Here is a 17764-nt window from a genome sequence, read left to right as displayed (position 1 = left end):
CCTAGGGCCGGCACTGCAGTACGATGCCAATCTCAAAGCTGGCGACACGGGCACCTTGCTGATCCAGCACCCACATCTGGTATTCGACCATTCCGTGCTTGGCGTTGGTCGGCATGCGGTAGCAGCGTTGAATCTTTATCCGGGCGCTGAGCGACTGATCCGGCCAAACCGGCCGACGAAGCTTCAGGTTGTTCATGCTGGCGCCGGCGACGATGGCGGTTTTGCTGAACAGCTGTTCGATCTGTAACTTTTGGGCCACCGCAATGGTTTGGATGCCACTGGCGCACAGGCCGCCCAGCGGGGTCTGTTTCGCCCCCGCTTCATCGGTATGGATAGTGAGCGGATCGTAGTGGCGACCGAACTCCAGGATCTCCTGCTTGGAGAGGTAGTAACGGCCCAACTGATAGCACTGCCCCGGGGCAAAATCATCCCAGTACCAGAGTCGGGCGCCGTCGGGCAGGGGGCAGAATTCAGTGCTCATGTAGGTCGATCGCTGTCAGCAACTCAGCGCTGATTCCACTGGATGCACTCCTCCAGCGTGACGCCTTGACCGCCGAAGATATCCAGCGCACTGCCGATGGTCAGATCGACTCGACCGTTGGAGAGCTGCTCGACCTGCTTCAGGTCTTCCAGCGAGCGCGCGCCACCGGCGTAGGTGATCGGAATCCGTGCATGGGCACCGAGCAGGCTGACCAGCGCTTCGTCGATACCGCCCTGCAGTCCTTCGACATCGGCGGCATGGATCAGGAATTCATCGCAGTGGCTCTCCAGCTCGGCCAAAGTCTCGGGGGTGATGGCCAGCTCGGTCACCGTCTGCCAGCGATCGGTGGCGATATGCCAGCCGTCGTCGGTTTTACGGCAGCTCAGATCCAGAACCAGCCGCTCGCGACCGACTTCGGCCTTGATCTTCTCCAACCGTTCCCAACTGAACTGGCCGCCTTCGAACAGGTAGGAGGTGACGATCAGGTGGGAGGCGCCGGCTTCGAGAAACTCGGCCGCATTATCGGCATTGACGCCACCGCCAAACTGCAACCCCTGGGGCCAGGCCTGCAGCGCCTTGATCGCCTGCTCCTTGTTGCCCGGACCGAGGGCGATCACATGGCCGCCGGTCAGGTTGTGGCGGCGGTAAAGTTCGGCGTAGTAGCCTGAATCCTGACTGCTGACAAAATTGGTCGCGGCGCCCTGGTCATTCAGGCTGCCACCGACAATCTGTTTGACCTGGCCCTGATGCAGGTCGATACAGGGGCGGAACTGGGTCAAGCTGAAGTCCTCGAAGAGTGGATAGGGGCCGGATTATAGCGTACCCGCTTGAGTCGACGAAGCTTGTGATGATGGCTACGACTCGCCCTCGGTCAAAATAGCATTGATAGTCGCGCAGGACTGGCGCAGGGCTTTCCAGGGGCGATACTCCGGCGAATCATACCAGGCCCTGAACTGTTCGATGCTGGGGAACTCGTGGACCACCATCAGGTTGCTGGGCATCTCTCCCTCCAGTACTTCGCCCCGATAGCCCTTGACCAGAAAACGGCCGCCGTACTGCTCGACGGTCGGAAGGTGGCCGACCACATAGTCATTGAACTTCTGCTGATCGTGGATGGCGGTGATATTGACGATATTGTAGGCCTTGCTCATCGCGGGGCTCCCGAAGGTGGATTTGGCTCGGCTCGGCGTCGCGGGGGTCGCAAGAGTATAGTCAGGAAAGCCGATACAGACTCGGCAGGCTGGATGCTTCAACGTTCCGGGGTGGGCGTGACCCTAAGGCGTTTGTTCGCGGGTTGCGATTTGGATGAAGGCGAGAGTCGCCGGGGTCGCTCTACGGCTGTCGAGCAGCGCCAGGCCGACTCGTCGATGGCGATTGGGCGATAGCGGCCTGATCGCCAGTCCCGGCATCGTTACCATCGACGGAATGGCGGATTCGGCGACGATAGCGACTCCTTCGCCCCGGGACACCAGCGTCATGGTGCTCAATACCTGCGAGGTCCGCGAGCTGATGCTCGGCACCAGATCGGCATCGTTGAAAAGTCGCTCGATCAACGGGCTCGATCCGGCTTCAGTCATAATGAAGCGCTGTCCGCATAACCGTTCCAAGTTGATCTGGTCGCATCGGGCTAGCTCGCTGTCGGTCGGTACCAGCGCCACCAGTTGATCCTCCAGCAGTGGATAGGTCTCGAACCGCTCATCGTCCAGTACCACGAACCCCAGATCAACCTGACGTTGCTGTATCCAGTGAACCACGTCGGCATCGCTGCCTTCTTGGATATGGACTTCGATATTGGGGTAGTCGCGGTGAAAGGCTTCCAAGATAGGTGGCAGCAATACCAGCGTGGAGGTGGGACCAAAGGAGCCGATTCGCAGGCTTCCCTGACGCAGGCCGAGGTAGTCAGCCGCCTCCTGCTGGATCGTTTGCGTCAGTCCCAGAATCTCCCGGGCACGGGGCAGCAGTCGGGCGCCGATGTCGGTTAACTCGATCTGGGATGAGGTGCGATCGAACAGACCCACCCCGAGGTCAGACTCCAGGCTCTTGAGAGCGTGGGATACGGCGGACTGACTGATCCCCAGGCGTTGGCCCACCCGGGTGAAGCCGCGCAGCTCGGCCAGCAGCGAGAACACTTCCAGTTGTACCCGTGTTATGAGCTATTCCTTGTTTGTCTATGAGTCAGCATAAGTGAAACCATATCAATTATCTCAATCAAGTCGAATAGCTTGTCGATGCCTAACGACCGATTTTTCAAAGCCGTGATCCGTCCATCTATCCATCTACGACTGATTATGATGGCGATGCTGTGGGCCGGGACCTTCGTGGCCGGTCGTATTCTGACTGCCAGTGTGGAGCCGCTTCCGGGCGCAACCGCACGGTTTGGTATTGCGCTGCTGTTGCTGTTGTTGCTCAGTTGGAAACGGGAGGGGGGCCTACCGCGACTCAGCCCCGGGCAACTGCTCAGTACCCTGGCGCTGGGTGCGACCGGGGTGTTTCTGTATAACCTGTTTTTTCTGCAGGCGCTGGCCCAGCTGCCGGCTTCACGTACCGCGATCTTTGTGGCCCTGAACCCCATTGTGGTGGCACTGGTGATGGCGATCGGGTTTGGTGAGCGGATGTCGCCGCTCAAATGGCTGGGCTTTGTCGTGGCGTTGCTGGGGGTGGCGCTAGTGATCAGTCGAGGTGAGTTAAGCCTGCTGATCAACGATCTGGGGAACGGCTTCGGGGCTGGCGAGTTGTCGATCATCACCGCGGTCCTGAGCTGGGCCGCCTACACGGTGATCGGTAAGCAGGCACTACGTGGTCTGTCAGCACTGGTGGCAACGACCTACGCCTCGTTGTGGGGATTCCTGCTGTTGCTGGTGAGTTGTTTGATCAATCCCTCGGCGAGCCTGGTGGCTGATCTCAACGCAGAGGCGATCACCGCGATCCTCTATCTGGCGCTGGGCGGCACCGTGATTCCGTTCCTGTGGTTCTATCAGGGGGTGAACCAGTTGGGGCCGGCGCGAACGGCACTCTATACCAACCTGGTGCCGGTGTTCGGGGTACTGTTCGGGATCCTGTTGTTGGATGAGCCGGTGGTGTTGCCGGTGTTGATCGGCGGTGGTCTGGTGCTCACGGGGGTGGCAATGGCGAACTTTCGCGCTAACCAAGTTGATCAACCCAGTCACCAAAATCTATCCAGTGAGGCATCTATCGGCGACCTTCGAGTGCGTTGACGATCAAGGCATTGGCCATGGCGACTTCCAAAAGCGTTATGCCCTCGGCTGCAGGATTAATCCAGCGGCAGCAGACTACTGTTTTTGATCTCTTTGACCGACACGCTGGAGTGAAGCGCGCTGACACCCTGAACTCGGCGCAACTGATGGATGCGCTCATAGTACTCATCCAGATCCCGGGCGACGACCTGGACCAGAAAGTCGAAGGTGCCGGTGACGCAGTGACATAAAGGGATCCAGTCGGTCTGGGCGACGAACTGCTCGAATAGATCGGTATTCTCTTCCTCGTGGCTGCTGAGGGTAATCTGGGTAAAACCGACCACGTTGAAGCCAAGTTTTTTGCGATTCAGCACTGCTCGATACTGATCGATGTAGCCTTCGTCTTCGAGCTTTTTCCAACGTCGCCAGCAAGGGGTTTCGCTTAGGTTGACCTTCTCGGCGAGCTTGCTGTTGCTGATCCGGCCGTCCGATTGGATATGCTTCAACAGGGAAAGGTCTGTGTTATCAAACTGTGGTTTGGTGGTTTCTTTCTTCATGTGGCTTGTATGGGAAAAATTCTGCTCAAATTTGTTTGTAGCTTAATGGATAAAGCAATTTAATTCCTGCCTGGTTCCATAAACTACTTCGTCATCGTGATGCATTTGCAGTGGCGGAGGAGTGGAAATGTTGAGTGTTCATGGGGCGATAGCGTTGTTCTTTTTCTCGCTGTCGATGTCGATCACGCCTGGAGCCGGTAATCTGACGTTGCTGGGTATTTCGAATCGTTACGGTTTTGCCGCCGCGCTGCCTTTTGTCGCCGGCACCGCCGCCGGGGTACTGGTGGTGTTTGTCGGCGCCTGTGCCGGGCTGGTGAGTTTGTTTGATCGTTATCCGGAGTTATACCAGCTGCTGAAATTTGCCGGTGCTTTCTATCTGCTCTATCTGGCCTGGGGCATCGCGTTTGCACGGGTTGAGACCGAAGCCGAGGCATCTCAACCCTCAGGGTTTGTCAGTGGCGCCCTGGTACAGCTGCTGAACCCCAAGGCCTGGATTGCTGCGATGACGGTATTGTCCCAGTTTGCCGATCCGGCCGAGCGTTTTTCGATCCAGGTCGGTCTGATCATCGGGTTGTTTTTGCTGGTGATGACCGGCTGTACGCTGTCCTGGGCCTACTTCGGGGCGATCTTGAACCGACTGCTCAGTTCGCCCCAGCAGATGCTATGGATCAACCGGGGACTGGGGCTGACGTTGGCGATGACGGTGGTTTATATGTTGGTGCAGACCGGCTGAGGGCTTGAGATCGCAACACTACTCTCATCTTCCATCGTTAGTCTGGCCAGGCCCCTGCTGCATGGTGAAGCGCTTCTATCAGAGCATTAATCACTCAGCGGTGTGCAGTCCGGTTTGCCTTGGCCACTGACGCCACTGATCAAACAGCGTTTGACCTTGCCGGTCCGGGTATCGAGGATCCAGATCGCGGTACCTTCGTCGTCGGCTCTGACTGCTTGCCAGCGGTTGTTATCGCTATCCTTGGCATTGGCCGCGGGGGAGCATAGCAGCAGGGCTAGCAGGAATGGGAGTAGGGGTTTCATGGTCTGGCTCCGGTGTTTTGTGGTGATCCATTGAGCCTGAAGTGTAGTTGCGGACCGGCGATCAGTAGCGAGAAGTTAAGACCATAGCTCGCTTACCGGGGTTTCCGGGGTGAAACGGTCGGCTACCTGGGCCTGCAGCAGTTCGGCGCAGGCCAGCGCATCGGTTAGGGCGTGATGGGGGCGATAGAAGGGCAGCCGGTAGCGGGAGCGGCTCTCCGCCAGGGCGATGGAGACCTGCTGGCGTTTGAACAGCTGGCTCCAGATCGACAACGGGCGATGCAGGCGGGCTTCCAGCTCCAATGTATCGATCACCGGAAAGCGGATCCCTTCGCCGATCCGCAAGCGCAGCGCGGCATCCAGGAATTTGCGCTCGATCTCGCTGCAATGGACCACCAGGATTCGACCGGTCAGGGCCTCGAGTAGGGGGGCGATAATGCTGCTCAGGTCGTCGGCATCGGCAACTTCGGAATGGGTAATCCCATGGATGACCACGGAGCTGGAAGAAAGGGGAGCGCGGGGGCGAAGGATCCATTCACGGGCATCGGCGCAGCGGATTCTTGCCAGGGATAGCGGCACCAGACCAATACTGACGATACCGTCATGCTCCGGATCCAGCCCGGTGGTTTCGAAATCCATCGCCACCAGCGGGGCCTGGCTGATCGGGGTATCAGCGGCGACCATGCCCGCCCGATAGTAGCTTTGAAGACGCGGATCCCTGGCCTGCTGAGCCAGCCGTTGAAACTCAGCCGCCCAGTTTTGGACTGCCTGATCCGGTCGGAAATCGCTGTCGAGGTGATCGGGTTTGAGATAAAACATCTTCGTTTGACCGGGTTAGCGACCGGGGGTGTAGCGAAATCGTAGGTACTTCTGTGCATCGCTGAGCAACTGGAAGGCATCCTTGAGATGCTTGCGCTCAAACTCCGACAGGTTCTCCGGTTCGATGTTGTTATCCGGCTCGCGCTCGTCGTCCAGATCCAGCGCCTGATGGCGTATTCGAACCAGAGAGATGAACTCTAGCGCATCGCGAAGATCCTGGCCCCGCCCACGCGGCAGGATATCGGCGGCGATAATGTCGTCCAGGCGTTCAAACGAGTTCAGCGCTTCGGAACCCACCGCCAGAGCATGGACACGGATCAGGTCGACCAGCGGTGCGGTACCCCGACGCTTGATATTGATCGAGTTGCCGTGACGCCCGTCGGTCTCCATCACAAAGTCTTTGAAGAACCCCAGCGGCGGCGTGCGTAGCAGGGCGTTACGAGCCATGGAGGCCAGAAACCTCGGGCTGCGCCGGGCTTTGTCCAGGATCCGGCGGTATAGCTGATCGGCCCAGCTCACCTCGCCCCAGACACCTTTGATATCGAAAAAGATCGAGCTGGTGAGCAGGGTTTCGGGGGTGGGCTGCTCGATCCACTGATCAAAATAGCGCTGCCATACCCGCCGTGGCTGTCGCCAACGGGGATTGGTGGCCATCACATCGCCACCGCAATAGCTATACCCACAGGCGTTCAGTCCATCGCAGACAAACTTGGCCAGGGCTTCGAAGTAGTCGCCATGTTGCGCTTCGTCATAGCTGTCGTCCAAGATCAGGGCATTGTCCTGGTCACTGGCCAGGGCTTGCTCATCACGGGCCATCGAGCCCAGAGCGACGAAGCAGTAGGGGACCGGTGGCGGTCCCAGACTCTCCTCGGCCAGCTCCAGCAACCGTTGTTTGAAGCTGCGGCCGATCACCGCCATCGCGCTGCCGATCATCCGCGAATTGGCATCCTCGGTGACCATCCGTCGAAAACAGGCGGCGGCATCGGCAGACAATGCGCTCAACGTCCCAACCTCCATCTGGCGATGGATGCTGCTGACCACGAACAGGCTGTTCTGGGATTCGTAGCGGATGATATCGGTCAGATCCACCATCCCCAACGGTACCCCGCGGCGCATCACCGGCAGGTGGTGAACGTTGTGCTGAAGCATTACCAGCATCGCTTCGAACACCAGTTGGTTTGACTCGACACTGTAGAGTGCCGGGGACATGATCTGGGCTACCGGGGTGCTGTAGTCGCGCCCTTCGGCGACCAGTCGGTCGCGCAGATCCCGGTCGGTGATGATCCCCACCACGGTTGGCGGCTCATGGGTGATCGCTTCGGCCTCAGCCTGGCCGGTGTCGGTGACCAACAGCGCGGCCATGCCGGTCTCCACCATCTTCTGGGCTGCTTCCTGGGCGCTGGCGAAAGCCGAGACGGTAACCGGTTCGCGCATTACCAGATCGCGCACCGGGGCGTTCATCAGGTCGTTGGCGTCTTCACGCTGTGACACTGCCTGACGCAATCGGGTTCGATCTTCGACCTCGACGTAGTCGGCGAACTCTTCATTGGCCTCGAACAGCTCGTTGAAGATCGGCCCCGGCAGCAGATAGACCAGGCTGTCTTCCAGCGCCCGGGCCGGGAAACGGACCATCCCGTTGCGTAACAGCCCGAATTCGCCAAAGATGCCGCCTTCGCTGAGTCGGTTGTAAAGGCTGCCATTGCGGCGAAACACCTCCACCGCGCCGCTACGAATGACATGCAGGGCATCGACCTGACCACCAAGACTGAGTATTTCGCTTCCCGCCTTGAAGTAGGCTACTTCGATCTGGCTGGCTGCATGCTGCAACTCCTCGTCAGACAACGATGAAAAGGGCATGTGCTCACGCAGAAATTGGGCGATTTCAGGGTTTTCGGGAAGCGACATCCGCCGATCTCCAAAACTGCGCCGGCCTGACCGGCGCTAGAATGATGGTTGTATCTTCAGTCAGCCCGAGGCTCGGACGCCAGCCCCTTAACCACTGCGATACAGGCGACCAGCAGCACCACGGTGAACGGGAAGCCGGTCGACACCGACATCGCCTGCAGGGCTACCAGGCCCCCACCGAGGATCAGCGCGATCGCAATCAGGCCTTCGAAGCTGCACCAGAACACCCGTTGCGGCGTCGGGGCATCGACCTTGCCGCCGGCGGCGATCACATCAATGACAAGCGAGCCGGAGTCGGATGAGGTGATAAAGAACACCACCACCAGAATAATGGCGATAAAGGAGGTGATCTTAGCCAGCGGCAGCACATCCAACATGGTAAACAGCTGCAGCGGCAGGGCCGCCTGGGTGACCGCCTGGTAGCCGTCGTTGACTACTTGGTTGATGGCAGTGCCACCGAACACGCTCATCCAGAGCACGCAGGCTGCGGAGGGAATCAGCAGAACCGAGACGATAAACTCTCGGACGCTGCGGCCCCGGGATACCCGCGCGATAAACATACCGACAAAGGGTGACCAGGAGATCCACCAGGCCCAGTAGAACGCAGTCCAGCCCTGGGAGAAGTTAACGTCTTCCCGACCCACCGGGTTGGACAGTGCCGGCAGGTATTCCAGATAGGCCCCCAGATTGCTGAAGACACCGCTGAGAATAGCCAGGGTCGGTCCCACGGCAATCACAAACAACAGTAGCATCAGGGCCAGCACCATATTGATCTCGGACAGGCGTTTGACGCCGGCGTCCAGGCCGGCGACAACCGAAACCAGCGCGATCAGGGTGATTGCGATCACCAGAATGATCTGGGTGGTGTTGCCTTCGGGAATGCCGAACAGGTAGTTCAATCCCGACGAGGCTTGAGCCGCACCGAAGCCCAGCGAGGTCGCCAGACCAAACAGGGTCGCCAGCACCGCCAGGATATCGATGATATGGCCCGGCCAGCCCCAGACCCGCTCACCCAGCAGCGGGTAAAACACCGAGCGCATGGTCAGCGGCAGTCCTTTGTTGAAGGAGAACAGGGCCAGGCCCAGTGCCAGCACGGCGTAGATCGCCCAGGGGTGCAATCCCCAGTGGTAAATGGTGGCAGCCATGCCCAGACGGGCCGCTTCTTCGGTGTTGCCGGCCGCCGCGCCCAGGGGCGCCCAGTCGGTGCGCACACCGTTCTCGATACTGGTGCCGCCTAGGGAACTGCTGAAGTGGGATAGCGGCTCGGATACCCCGAAGAACATCAGGCCGATCCCCATTCCGGCGGCGAACAGCATCGAGAACCAGCCCAGATAGCTGTAATCCGGGGTCGCCTCGGTGCCGCCCAGTCGAACCTTACCCAGTGGTGAGAAGGCCAGGCCCAGGCAGACCAGCACGAAAATATTGCCGGAGCTGATAAAGAACCAGTCCAGATTAGAGGTCAGCCAGCCCCGCAGTCCGCTGAACATCGGCTCGACCTGGCTCTGAAACGCCAGGGTGAGAACCACAAACGCGATCACCAGCAGGGCAGAAATAGCAAAAACCCGGTTGTGGATATCCAGTCCAAGCGGGCCGACGTTGACCACGACGTTGTCCTGTCCGACTTGATAATCCGTATCGATGGGATTGACCTTCCCATCTGGAGCCATCAGCTCCTTTGCATCACTCATGTTGCCTCCCAGGGCATTGATGTCATCTAAAAATCTGAAAACGACCCTGGTTGGTTATACAAGGGCTGGGCTTTCGGTTTGGTCCGAATTGACAGTGGCTGCTATGCAACAGCCAAGGGGCTGCTATGCAACAGCCAAGGGGCTGCTATGCAACAGCCAAGGGGCTGCTGATAACAGACGATTGAAAACGAACCCAGCGGAAAGCCTTGCCCCGCCCGGGCCGGTACCCAACAAGCTTAACATGCCTGCCGACTAGCTTCCCCCACAAAGCAGAAATTACAGGGACATCGAATCCCACATTCTTTATCAGTTTTTATGGTATGTTCAGCGTTTTGCTGTGAAGAGACAGGGCTGAATCTGCCGTCAGACGCTCTTTTTATCGACGCAGGTTCCCTCGCCCAGGGATTAACGTATGGAAGCATTTCATTGGGATACCCATTTTGAAACGGGGTTGGATAGCGTCGATGATCAGCATCGCCACCTCGTAGACAGCATCAATCTATTTGGAGAAAAAATTTCAGCCAATCAGCTCAGCGAACAGGATCTGGGCGAGTTGTTGGGTGGCCTGAAAGATTACGCGCTCTTCCACTTTGAAGAGGAAGAGCGCTTTATGATCGACTCGGGACTTGATCAGCGCCATCTGGATCATCACTTCAAGGCCCATCGAATGTTTCTGGATGATGTGCAGCGTCTATCCAACTCCGATCCAAACAGTTCACCCCAAAGTTCCAGAGACCTGTTGGCCTTCCTGTCCCATTGGCTGGCCTTCCATATCCTTGGTGAAGATCAGTTTATGGCTCGCCAGATCCGCTATATCAATCAAGGGATGACACCGGCCCAGGCATTTGAGAAGGGTATTCTGCAGTCCCATGAAGCACTGGGGCCGCTGTTGGAAGCGCTGAATGGTTTGTTTGAGCAGGTATCACGCAGAAACGAAGAGCTGCAGCACCTTAACAACAACCTGGAAAAGCTGGTACAGCAGCGGACCATGGAACTCCAACACGCCGTCAAAGAGTTGGAGGAGCTGGCCTTGACCGATGTGTTGACCGGTCTGCCCAATCGTCGGCATGCGATGCGGATGTTGTCGATTCTCTGGGACGAAGCGATCGCAGCAGCAAAGCCGCTGAGCTGCATGATGATCGATGCCGACCATTTCAAAGAGATCAACGACGGTTATGGTCATGATTGTGGCGATAGGGTTCTCAAGGAGCTGGCGATCATGCTGAAAAACTCGGTTCGAACCGACGACGTCGTCGCCCGCCTGGGGGGGGACGAGTTTTTTATTATCTGCCCGAATACCGGTGTCGAAGGTGCCGCCATCGTTGCCGAACAGCTGTTGGGAGCGGTCAATGGCCTGACTGTGACCACCGGTGAAGGGGAGTGGCAAGGCAGTATCAGTGTCGGCGTCGCAGTGCGAGATCGCAGCATGGACAACTACGATGCCTTTATCAAAGCGGCCGATGAAGGCGTTTATCGTGCTAAAAGGGACGGCAAGAACTGCATTCGCTACCAGTCCTGATCCCGTTATCGTATGAGTGTTCCAGCGAGCCCTGAATCGGTTGATTCGGGGCTTTTTGTTGCGTGCTGGGATCGGTAGAGAATCTTAGTCCAGCGCATTCAAATCGAGCTGATAACCGGCGCTGTAGACCGAGCGAATCAGCGATGGGCGTCCGCCTTCGTCGGCCAGTTTGGCCCGGAGCTTACGGATATGGCTGTCGATGGTTCGATCGCTGACGATCCGTGAGTCGGGGTAGATCCGGTTCATTAATTGTTCTCGGGTCAGGATCTGGCCGGGACGCTGCAGCAACGCCTGCAACAGTCGGAATTCTATGACGGTCAGCAATACCTCCCGATCGTGGAGCTTAGCGCAGCAGCGCCCTTCATCCAGTTGCAACGGCAGTTTGCTGTTGGTTCCGGTGCTGTCGGTTTCGGCACCGGCCTCCGATGAGGGTTCCGCCATCTTGCCGGGCTGGCGTCGCAACACCGCTTTGACCCGGGCGACCACTTCGCGAAAGCTGTAGGGCTTGCAGATGTAATCGTCGGCGCCGGATTCCAGTCCTAGCAGCCGGTCGATCTCTTCGGTTCGCGCGGTGGCCATCAATACCGGCACAGCGGTGAAGGTTCGCATCTCCTGCAGCAGCGAGAGTCCGTCGCGTTCAGGCAGCATCTGGTCCAGCAGAATCAGGTCGGGCCGATGCGCTTTGACCCAGTCGATTACGCCGCTGCCGCTGAACAGGCAATGCACCTGATAGCCTTCGCGGTGCAGGTAGTCACGAAGCAGCTCGGCGACCCGCTGCTCGTCTTCGACTACCAAAATCTGTTTAGCGTGCATCGGTGACGTCTCCCGGTAATTCGATCTCGATTCTCAGGCCTCCAAGTTCACTATGATGGGCCTCGATCCGACCCTGGTGGGCTTGAATAATATTGCGGCAGATCGCCAGGCCGATACCAAAGCCCCCCAGGCTTCGATTGCGCGACCGTTCGACCCGGTAGAGGCGGTCAAACAGGCGCGGCAAATCGCCGTCGCCGACACCGGGGCCGGAGTCCTCGACGCACAGTTGAATCCTGGAGTTGGTTCGTTTAAGGCTGATCTTCAGTTCGCCGGGCTGATCGGTGTAGCGCAGTGAATTGGTCAGCAGGTTATCGATTACCTGGGTCAACCGCTTCTGGTCGGCGATAATCTCAATGTCCGCCTCAAGTTCACAGCTCAGTTTGAGTTGTTGAGCCGCCAGCTGAGTTTCGAACTTGCCCAGGCATTGGCGCAGCAGTTGGTCGATCCGGCAGGGGGCGGTTTCCAGCTGCAGCGCGTCCGGTTCGGATTGCCACAGGGCTTTGAGATCGTCGACCAGGTGGTTGAGTCGGTCGATATCCTGGCTCAGCAATTCCAGCGTGGCGGGAGTCATCTCCCGCAGACCATCCTGCACCGCCTCGATCTCGCCGCGCATCAGGGTCAGCGGTGTCTTCAGTTCGTGGGAGATATCCTCAACCCATTTGCGGCGGGCCTGCTCGTTTTGCTCCAGGGTTGTAGCGAGCTGATTGAAGTCGCGACTCAGATCGCCCAGTTCGTCCTTGCTGGTGACGTCGATTCGCGTGCGGTAGTGGCCCTGGGTCAGGGCTCGGGTGCCTCGGATCAGCGGTCGAATCGCGCGCTGGAAATGTTGCGCCGAAATCAGTGCCGCCAGCATCGACACCAATACCATGATCACGGCGATGATCCAGAACTCGCGGGTCTGGGCCTCGATAAAGGTGACGGTGCCGTCGCCGAACTCGTCTTCTCGGATACCCAACCATCCCAGGGGCTGACCATCCTGTTCGATCGGCTGCAGCCTGGCCGGCGCCTGCGGGTCATAGTCGCCGTAAAGCGGCTGGCGGTCGGGGTCGAGAATAAAGATCAGCGGGACGAAACCGTACTCCAGCTCCGCCAGCTCCTCCTCCGGGATCTCATCGAGTAACTCGGCTTCGGATTCCCCCTCCCACAACAAACCTTCTAAGGCTGCTGCCAGCACCGGGTCCTGTTCCAGAAACTCGAAGCTGCCGTGACGCTGGTGGAGTTGTGCCAGCCGTCGGCTAAGCTTCTCCATCCGTTGGGCGTTGACCTCGCTGAGGTAATCGCTGACCCCCACTTCAAACGACGATAGGGTGAAAAACAGCATGCTCAGGATCAGCGCGACACTGGTGGTGACCAGGATCAGAAACAGCTTCAGGCGTAGGGTCAGTTGCACGTTGTTGCTCATCAAAAAGGGTGTGCGGTGCGCTGGTGGCACGGCACATCCCTTGGCTGCCGGGGTTTATTCAAACTCGATTGAGCTCATCTCATACTCTTCATCGAGGTTCAGGTAGTCATCCAGGGTTCGCTGGACCAGCTCCGATCGCATCGCCTGACGCGACTCCTGCCAGCGCTCCAGCGAGGCCAGTTGGGTAGGGCTGAGGGTTTGACTACCTGGCAGGATCTCATGCTCAAGCAATTGGGTCTCCAGATCAACCAACTGTTCGGCAACCTGTTTGAGCGCCTGATATTCGGCCACGGCCGGTGCGGTTAGCCGGTGTTGGGCCTCGAGGTATTCCATCGCCAACTGATCGGCTTCCAGGCTGAGCAGATCGTACTCCAGCGACAGTTCAGCCAGCTCGGTGCCCCGTTGAATCTGGGCCAGCTGATAATCTTCGACGAGGTCGTACAGCTCCCAGATCACCTCGTTGTACAGTTGCGGATCTTCTCGCTTGAGCTGATCCAGTTCGGCGCGCATCGGCAGACGATCACCGATAACCTCCATCACGGTCGATTGGGCCAGCGGAAACTGGGAGGTGATTGGTGTTGCCGCCTGGGCCTGGCTGAAACTGAGACCGAGACTTCCGACCAGCAGCAGTGCGGCGCCGACGGCTTTGAGCCATTTAGCCGATTTGATGGGCTGAGTCAGTTTGGTGACTAGGATCGTTTTCATGCTGTTCTCCTTCAGAACAAGGTTGTTGAGGAGAACTATCGCCAAGCTTTGTGCAATAAAGATGCGCAGAATGTGCAAAGTTTGTGCAAATACGTGAGGACGGTTGGGGAGTAGGGGGAAGTCGTTGCTTCGGTATCCGCGCTTCCGCTAGGCTAGCGGCCTTTACTGCGCGGCAAAGAGACCGGCGCTTACCGTTTTATCGTTAGGGTTGTTGTTATGCTCCATCAACGTATCGCCAGCGAACTGCAGGTCAAACCTTCCCAGGTGGAGGCCGCCGTCAAACTGCTGGATGAGGGCGCCACGGTGCCCTTTATCGCCCGTTATCGTAAAGAGGTAACGGGGGCGCTGGATGATTCTCAGCTACGCCAGTTGCAGGAGCGATTGACCTACCTGCGGGAGCTGGATGATCGCCGCGAGGTGATTCTTCGCAGCATCGAAGAGCAAGGGTTGCTGAGCGGTGCATTGCGTGCGCAGTTGATGGATGCCGACAGCAAGGTGCGTCTTGAAGATCTGTACCTGCCATACCGACCCAAGCGTCGGACCAAGGCCCAGATGGCGCGCGAAGCCGGGATCGAACCGCTGCTCGAGCAACTACTCCAAGGCGACGGCCAAACACCGGAGCAGCTGGCCCAGGGCTACCGGAATGCTGATGCCGGTTATGCCGACACTGAAGCGGTGTTGGCCGGGGCGGCGGCGATACTGATCGAGCGGATCAGCGAACAGGCCGACTTGGTCAGTCGTCTGCGGGACCAGATCTGGCGCGATGCTCCTTTGCAGGTCTTGGTGATCAAGAAAAAGGCCGAAGAGGGGGCCAAGTTCCGCGATTACTTCGACCACCGCGAACCGCTCAAGCGGGTGCCATCGCACCGGGCCTTGGCGATCCTGCGCGGAGTGCAGGAAAAGGTGCTGACCGCCAAGCTTGATTTGGAAGAGCAGATCGGCCACTACGACAGCCTGGTCAGCCAGCAGGTGCGCTTTGCTGCCCAGGGCCGTTGCGGCGACTGGGTTCGACAGACGCTAGCCAAGGGACTTCGCAGCAAGCTGATCCCGCAGCTGGAGAAGGAGCTGATCGGCCGAATGCGCGAAGCGGCCGAGGAGGAAGCGATTCGGGTTTTCTCCCGCAACCTGAAACAGCTGTTGCTCAGTGCCCCGGCAGGTCGTCGCCCGACCCTGGGTCTGGATCCGGGCCTGCGTACCGGCGTCAAGGTGGCGGTGGTGGACAGCACCGGCAAACTGGTGGCCCACAGCACCATCTACCCCCATGTGCCGCGCAATGACTGGGATGGCTCGATCGAATCGCTGGCCAAACTCTGCAAGCAGCATCGGGTCGAGCTGATTAGTATCGGCAACGGCACCGGCTCCCGCGAGACCGATGCATTGGTCAGCGATCTGTTCAAACGTTACCCGGAGATCAAGGCCCAGAAGGTGATGGTGAATGAGGCCGGTGCATCGGTTTATTCCGCCTCCGAGCTGGCTGCCAACGAATTTCCGGATCTTGATGTGACGATCCGTGGCGCCGTTTCGATCGCACGACGACTTCAGGACCCGCTGGCCGAGCTGGTCAAGATCGAACCCAAGGCGATCGGGGTGGGACAGTACCAGCACGACCTGAATCAGACCAATCTGGCCTATAGCCTGGATGGAGTGGTCGAAGACTGTGTGAACCAGGTCGGCGTCGATCTGAATACTGCCTCCGAAGCGCTGTTGGCCCGGATCTCCGGTCTGAGCACCACTCTGGCCCGCAATATCGTGGCCTACCGCGATGAAAACGGTGCCTTTGCCAACCGGACCGCCTTGAAAAAGGTCGCCCGCCTAGGCCCCAAGGCGTTCGAGCAGGCCGCCGGCTTCCTGCGGATCCAAGACGGTAAACAGCCTCTGGATGGCTCAAGCGTGCATCCGGAAGCCTACGATCTGGTCAAAAAGATCGCCGCCGAAAACAACCGCACCCTGCCAAGCCTGATCGGCGATGCGGCCTTTTTGCGCAACCTTAATCCGCAGCAGTATGTTGATGACCGCTTCGGTGATTTCACCGTCCGGGATATCCTCAACGAGCTGGAAAAGCCCGGCCGCGATCCGCGGCCTGAATTTAAAACCGCGCGTTTCCAAGACGGCGTCGAAAAGCCCAGCGATCTGAAGCCGGGGATGCGTCTGGAAGGTACCGTCACCAACGTGGCCAACTTCGGCGCCTTCGTCGATATAGGCGTCCATCAGGACGGCTTGGTGCATATCTCCCAACTGGCGGATCGATTTGTCAAAGATCCGCAGGATATCGTCAAACCCGGCGATATCGTCCAGGTACGGGTGCTGGAGGTGGATCTGAAGCGGCAGCGGATCTCGCTGTCGATGAAGCGCGAAGAGACCGGGACGCATCAGCCCAAGACTAAATCTAACCGGCCCAAGACTGCTGCTAAGTCATCGGCCAAGGGAAACCAGCAACGAGCGACATCGTCCGTTGGTACCTTCGGACAGCTATTGCAGCAGGCGCAGAAGAAGACGAAGTAGTTGACGGGATGCTCAGTCTTCGACCAGGTGTCGGCGTAGTTTGAGACCGAGCAGAATGCCCAACAGCATGGTACTGATGGCCACCAATCCGGCGGGTGACAAGGCGGGAAGTGCGAGCAGCAACTGCGAGTCGTTGCCGCCGAGGGCCAGGGCGGCACCAACTCCCATCAGCACCCCGGCGACCAGGTGGGCCAACCATGCCTGAAGCTTAGGCAGTTGCAGCTGGAATTGTCGGGTCTTCCAAGCGGCGAAAACCATCCCGCCCAGCAGTGCCAACAGTAAGGCGTAGTCGGTCGGAGCAGGCCAGCGTAACTCATCCTGGTGTAGCAGGGCGGCGCTGAGGTTGCGGAGGAATCCACTGGGTGGCCAGCTGGAATTGAAGAGAAACAAAAAACCCGCCAGCAGTCCGATCCCCATCATGCTGAACCACAGTTTTCTACGGGCGTTGTGACTCCTTAAGGCCCAGACTCCTAGCCCTAAGGACAACGCGGTGTGTACGCCATAGCTGAGCGGTGAAGGCGAGCCGAGTTCGGCGGGTTCATACGGTGGTGGCCAGTGAGCCAGGGCGCACCAGCCTAAAATCCAGCCCAGCAGGGTGGCGCTCATCTGAAGTTGACCGCGGGATAATCGATTCAATGTCGAAACGCCGCAGCCCTGATTCAGAGCGCTGCCCAAACCAAACAATAAGCCACCGACGGCAATCCAGCTATCGGCGGAAACGGCCCTGAACGGTAGCGGCAGCCCCAGCGATTGGCCGACAAACACGGCGATCCAGGCCGTCGTGCCGGACAGTAGAATCGCACTCAGGAATTCGGGTTTACCCTTGATGCTCTCATGCACGCCTCTGACCATGCACAGCCCGATCGACTGGGCCAGATAACCCACCGCAGCGGCGAGGCAGAGGACACTCACGAGTAGAACCATGGCAACTGGACTCCTTGCCGGAGTAGGCGGTTTTGTGGGGCTGGTCTGATTTAGAAGAACGATGGCTTGAGACGTTACAACGGGTTTGTCCCGGTTTCGTTGAAACCTGCCTACAACGAGGGGGGATGAACCAAGGTCTTCGTGTCGTCGCTGGCCTATACTTCTAGGGCTGTTTTCACTCTATCGCGGGCATGCCCATCGGCAGCTCCGATAACCCGGGTCG

The 17764-nt window shown here is 58.7% G+C and carries 17 protein-coding genes; 4 read left to right on the top strand and 13 right to left on the bottom strand.

The window, feature by feature from the left end; translation table 11 throughout:
- Position 1: 1 nt before the first annotated feature.
- The 4 genes from ACO05M_RS17640 to ACO05M_RS17625 all read right to left on the bottom strand — a co-directional run bounded on the left by ACO05M_RS17640 (position 2) and on the right by ACO05M_RS17625 (position 2610).
- Positions 2-481: a MaoC/PaaZ C-terminal domain-containing protein gene (locus ACO05M_RS17640; RefSeq protein ID WP_421865959.1), complete on the bottom strand. Its 480-nt coding sequence runs from the start codon at positions 479-481 to the stop codon at positions 2-4.
- A gap of 23 nt (positions 482-504) precedes the next feature.
- Complete coding sequence (hisA, locus tag ACO05M_RS17635) at positions 505-1260, bottom strand: phosphoribosylformimino-5-aminoimidazole carboxamide ribotide isomerase (RefSeq protein WP_421865956.1); 756 nt, start codon at positions 1258-1260, stop codon at positions 505-507.
- 75 nt (positions 1261-1335) lie between these two features.
- Positions 1336-1632: a DUF1330 domain-containing protein gene (locus ACO05M_RS17630; protein ID WP_421865954.1), complete on the bottom strand. Its 297-nt coding sequence runs from the start codon at positions 1630-1632 to the stop codon at positions 1336-1338.
- A gap of 123 nt (positions 1633-1755) precedes the next feature.
- Complete coding sequence (locus ACO05M_RS17625; protein WP_421865952.1) at positions 1756-2610, bottom strand: LysR family transcriptional regulator; 855 nt, start codon at positions 2608-2610, stop codon at positions 1756-1758.
- A 99-nt stretch (positions 2611-2709) separates the two neighbouring features.
- Here ACO05M_RS17625 and ACO05M_RS17620 point away from each other — a divergent pair, with 99 nt between their 5' ends.
- Positions 2710-3696, top strand: a complete 987-nt coding sequence (locus ACO05M_RS17620; protein ID WP_421865949.1) for a DMT family transporter — start codon at positions 2710-2712, stop codon at positions 3694-3696.
- A 56-nt stretch (positions 3697-3752) separates the two neighbouring features.
- Here ACO05M_RS17620 and ACO05M_RS17615 read toward each other — a convergent pair whose 3' ends face one another.
- Positions 3753-4232, bottom strand: coding sequence for an Lrp/AsnC family transcriptional regulator (locus ACO05M_RS17615; protein ID WP_421865946.1), 480 nt, complete (start codon positions 4230-4232; stop codon positions 3753-3755).
- Positions 4233-4359: 127 nt separating this feature from the next.
- On the opposite strand from ACO05M_RS17615, the gene ACO05M_RS17610 reads away from it, so the two are divergent.
- Positions 4360-4965: a LysE family translocator gene (locus ACO05M_RS17610; protein ID WP_421865944.1), complete on the top strand. Its 606-nt coding sequence runs from the start codon at positions 4360-4362 to the stop codon at positions 4963-4965.
- Between the two features lie 86 nt (positions 4966-5051).
- On the opposite strand, the gene ACO05M_RS17605 is transcribed toward ACO05M_RS17610, so the two are convergent.
- From ACO05M_RS17605 to ACO05M_RS17590, 4 genes are all read right to left on the bottom strand, one after another.
- Entirely contained in the window at positions 5052-5267 is a 216-nt protein-coding gene (locus tag ACO05M_RS17605; protein WP_421865941.1) for a hypothetical protein, read from the bottom strand.
- A gap of 75 nt (positions 5268-5342) precedes the next feature.
- Positions 5343-6083, bottom strand: a complete 741-nt coding sequence (locus ACO05M_RS17600) for a 3'-5' exonuclease (RefSeq protein ID WP_421865938.1) — start codon at positions 6081-6083, stop codon at positions 5343-5345.
- A 15-nt stretch (positions 6084-6098) separates the two neighbouring features.
- The gene (locus ACO05M_RS17595) at positions 6099-7988 is read right to left on the bottom strand and encodes a DUF294 nucleotidyltransferase-like domain-containing protein (protein ID WP_421865935.1); all 1890 of its coding nucleotides are present in this window, start codon (positions 7986-7988) and stop codon (positions 6099-6101) included.
- 56 nt (positions 7989-8044) lie between these two features.
- Entirely contained in the window at positions 8045-9676 is a 1632-nt protein-coding gene (locus tag ACO05M_RS17590; protein ID WP_421865932.1) for a BCCT family transporter, read from the bottom strand.
- A 412-nt stretch (positions 9677-10088) separates the two neighbouring features.
- Here ACO05M_RS17590 and ACO05M_RS17585 point away from each other — a divergent pair, with 412 nt between their 5' ends.
- Complete coding sequence (locus ACO05M_RS17585) at positions 10089-11195, top strand: GGDEF domain-containing protein (RefSeq protein WP_421865929.1); 1107 nt, start codon at positions 10089-10091, stop codon at positions 11193-11195.
- 84 nt (positions 11196-11279) lie between these two features.
- On the opposite strand, the gene ACO05M_RS17580 is transcribed toward ACO05M_RS17585, so the two are convergent.
- The 3 genes from ACO05M_RS17580 to ACO05M_RS17570 all read right to left on the bottom strand — a co-directional run bounded on the left by ACO05M_RS17580 (position 11280) and on the right by ACO05M_RS17570 (position 14115).
- Positions 11280-12008 (bottom strand): response regulator, encoded by a 729-nt coding sequence (locus tag ACO05M_RS17580; RefSeq protein ID WP_421865926.1) that lies wholly within the window; start codon positions 12006-12008, stop codon positions 11280-11282.
- Positions 11998-13398, bottom strand: coding sequence for an ATP-binding protein (locus ACO05M_RS17575; protein WP_421865924.1), 1401 nt, complete (start codon positions 13396-13398; stop codon positions 11998-12000). The genes ACO05M_RS17580 and ACO05M_RS17575 overlap by 11 nt, the downstream gene beginning before the upstream one ends.
- A 66-nt stretch (positions 13399-13464) precedes the next feature.
- Entirely contained in the window at positions 13465-14115 is a 651-nt protein-coding gene (locus ACO05M_RS17570; protein ID WP_421865921.1) for a hypothetical protein, read from the bottom strand.
- A 216-nt stretch (positions 14116-14331) separates the two neighbouring features.
- Between ACO05M_RS17570 and ACO05M_RS17565 the strand changes: the two genes are divergently transcribed.
- Positions 14332-16617, top strand: coding sequence for a Tex family protein (locus ACO05M_RS17565; RefSeq protein WP_421865918.1), 2286 nt, complete (start codon positions 14332-14334; stop codon positions 16615-16617).
- A 12-nt stretch (positions 16618-16629) separates the two neighbouring features.
- Here ACO05M_RS17565 and ACO05M_RS17560 read toward each other — a convergent pair whose 3' ends face one another.
- Entirely contained in the window at positions 16630-17541 is a 912-nt protein-coding gene (locus ACO05M_RS17560; protein ID WP_421865916.1) for a YeeE/YedE thiosulfate transporter family protein, read from the bottom strand.
- Positions 17542-17764 lie beyond the last annotated feature (223 nt).

Source organism: Motiliproteus sp., assembly GCF_965230735.1.
GTDB lineage: Bacteria > Pseudomonadota > Gammaproteobacteria > Pseudomonadales > Balneatricaceae > Motiliproteus.
The sequence above is the reverse complement of the archived record's forward strand: the minus strand, read 5'-3'. Positions and strand labels throughout refer to the sequence as shown.

Excerpts from the sequence above, each read along its gene's own strand:
- ACO05M_RS17640 (WP_421865959.1), bottom strand. The coding sequence starts at position 481 with ATGAGCACTGAATTCTGCCCCCTGCCCGACGGCGCCCGACTCTGGTAC.
- ACO05M_RS17630 (WP_421865954.1), bottom strand. The coding sequence starts at position 1,632 with ATGAGCAAGGCCTACAATATCGTCAATATCACCGCCATCCACGATCAG.
- ACO05M_RS17620 (WP_421865949.1), top strand. The coding sequence starts at position 2,710 with ATGCCTAACGACCGATTTTTCAAAGCCGTGATCCGTCCATCTATCCAT.
- ACO05M_RS17615 (WP_421865946.1), bottom strand. The coding sequence starts at position 4,232 with ATGAAGAAAGAAACCACCAAACCACAGTTTGATAACACAGACCTTTCC.
- ACO05M_RS17610 (WP_421865944.1), top strand. The coding sequence starts at position 4,360 with ATGTTGAGTGTTCATGGGGCGATAGCGTTGTTCTTTTTCTCGCTGTCG.
- ACO05M_RS17605 (WP_421865941.1), bottom strand. The coding sequence starts at position 5,267 with ATGAAACCCCTACTCCCATTCCTGCTAGCCCTGCTGCTATGCTCCCCC.
- ACO05M_RS17600 (WP_421865938.1), bottom strand. The coding sequence starts at position 6,083 with ATGTTTTATCTCAAACCCGATCACCTCGACAGCGATTTCCGACCGGAT.
- ACO05M_RS17595 (WP_421865935.1), bottom strand. The coding sequence starts at position 7,988 with ATGTCGCTTCCCGAAAACCCTGAAATCGCCCAATTTCTGCGTGAGCAC.
- ACO05M_RS17590 (WP_421865932.1), bottom strand. The coding sequence starts at position 9,676 with ATGAGTGATGCAAAGGAGCTGATGGCTCCAGATGGGAAGGTCAATCCC.
- ACO05M_RS17585 (WP_421865929.1), top strand. The coding sequence starts at position 10,089 with ATGGAAGCATTTCATTGGGATACCCATTTTGAAACGGGGTTGGATAGC.
- ACO05M_RS17580 (WP_421865926.1), bottom strand. The coding sequence starts at position 12,008 with ATGCACGCTAAACAGATTTTGGTAGTCGAAGACGAGCAGCGGGTCGCC.
- ACO05M_RS17570 (WP_421865921.1), bottom strand. The coding sequence starts at position 14,115 with ATGAAAACGATCCTAGTCACCAAACTGACTCAGCCCATCAAATCGGCT.
- ACO05M_RS17565 (WP_421865918.1), top strand. The coding sequence starts at position 14,332 with ATGCTCCATCAACGTATCGCCAGCGAACTGCAGGTCAAACCTTCCCAG.
- ACO05M_RS17560 (WP_421865916.1), bottom strand. The coding sequence starts at position 17,541 with ATGGTTCTACTCGTGAGTGTCCTCTGCCTCGCCGCTGCGGTGGGTTAT.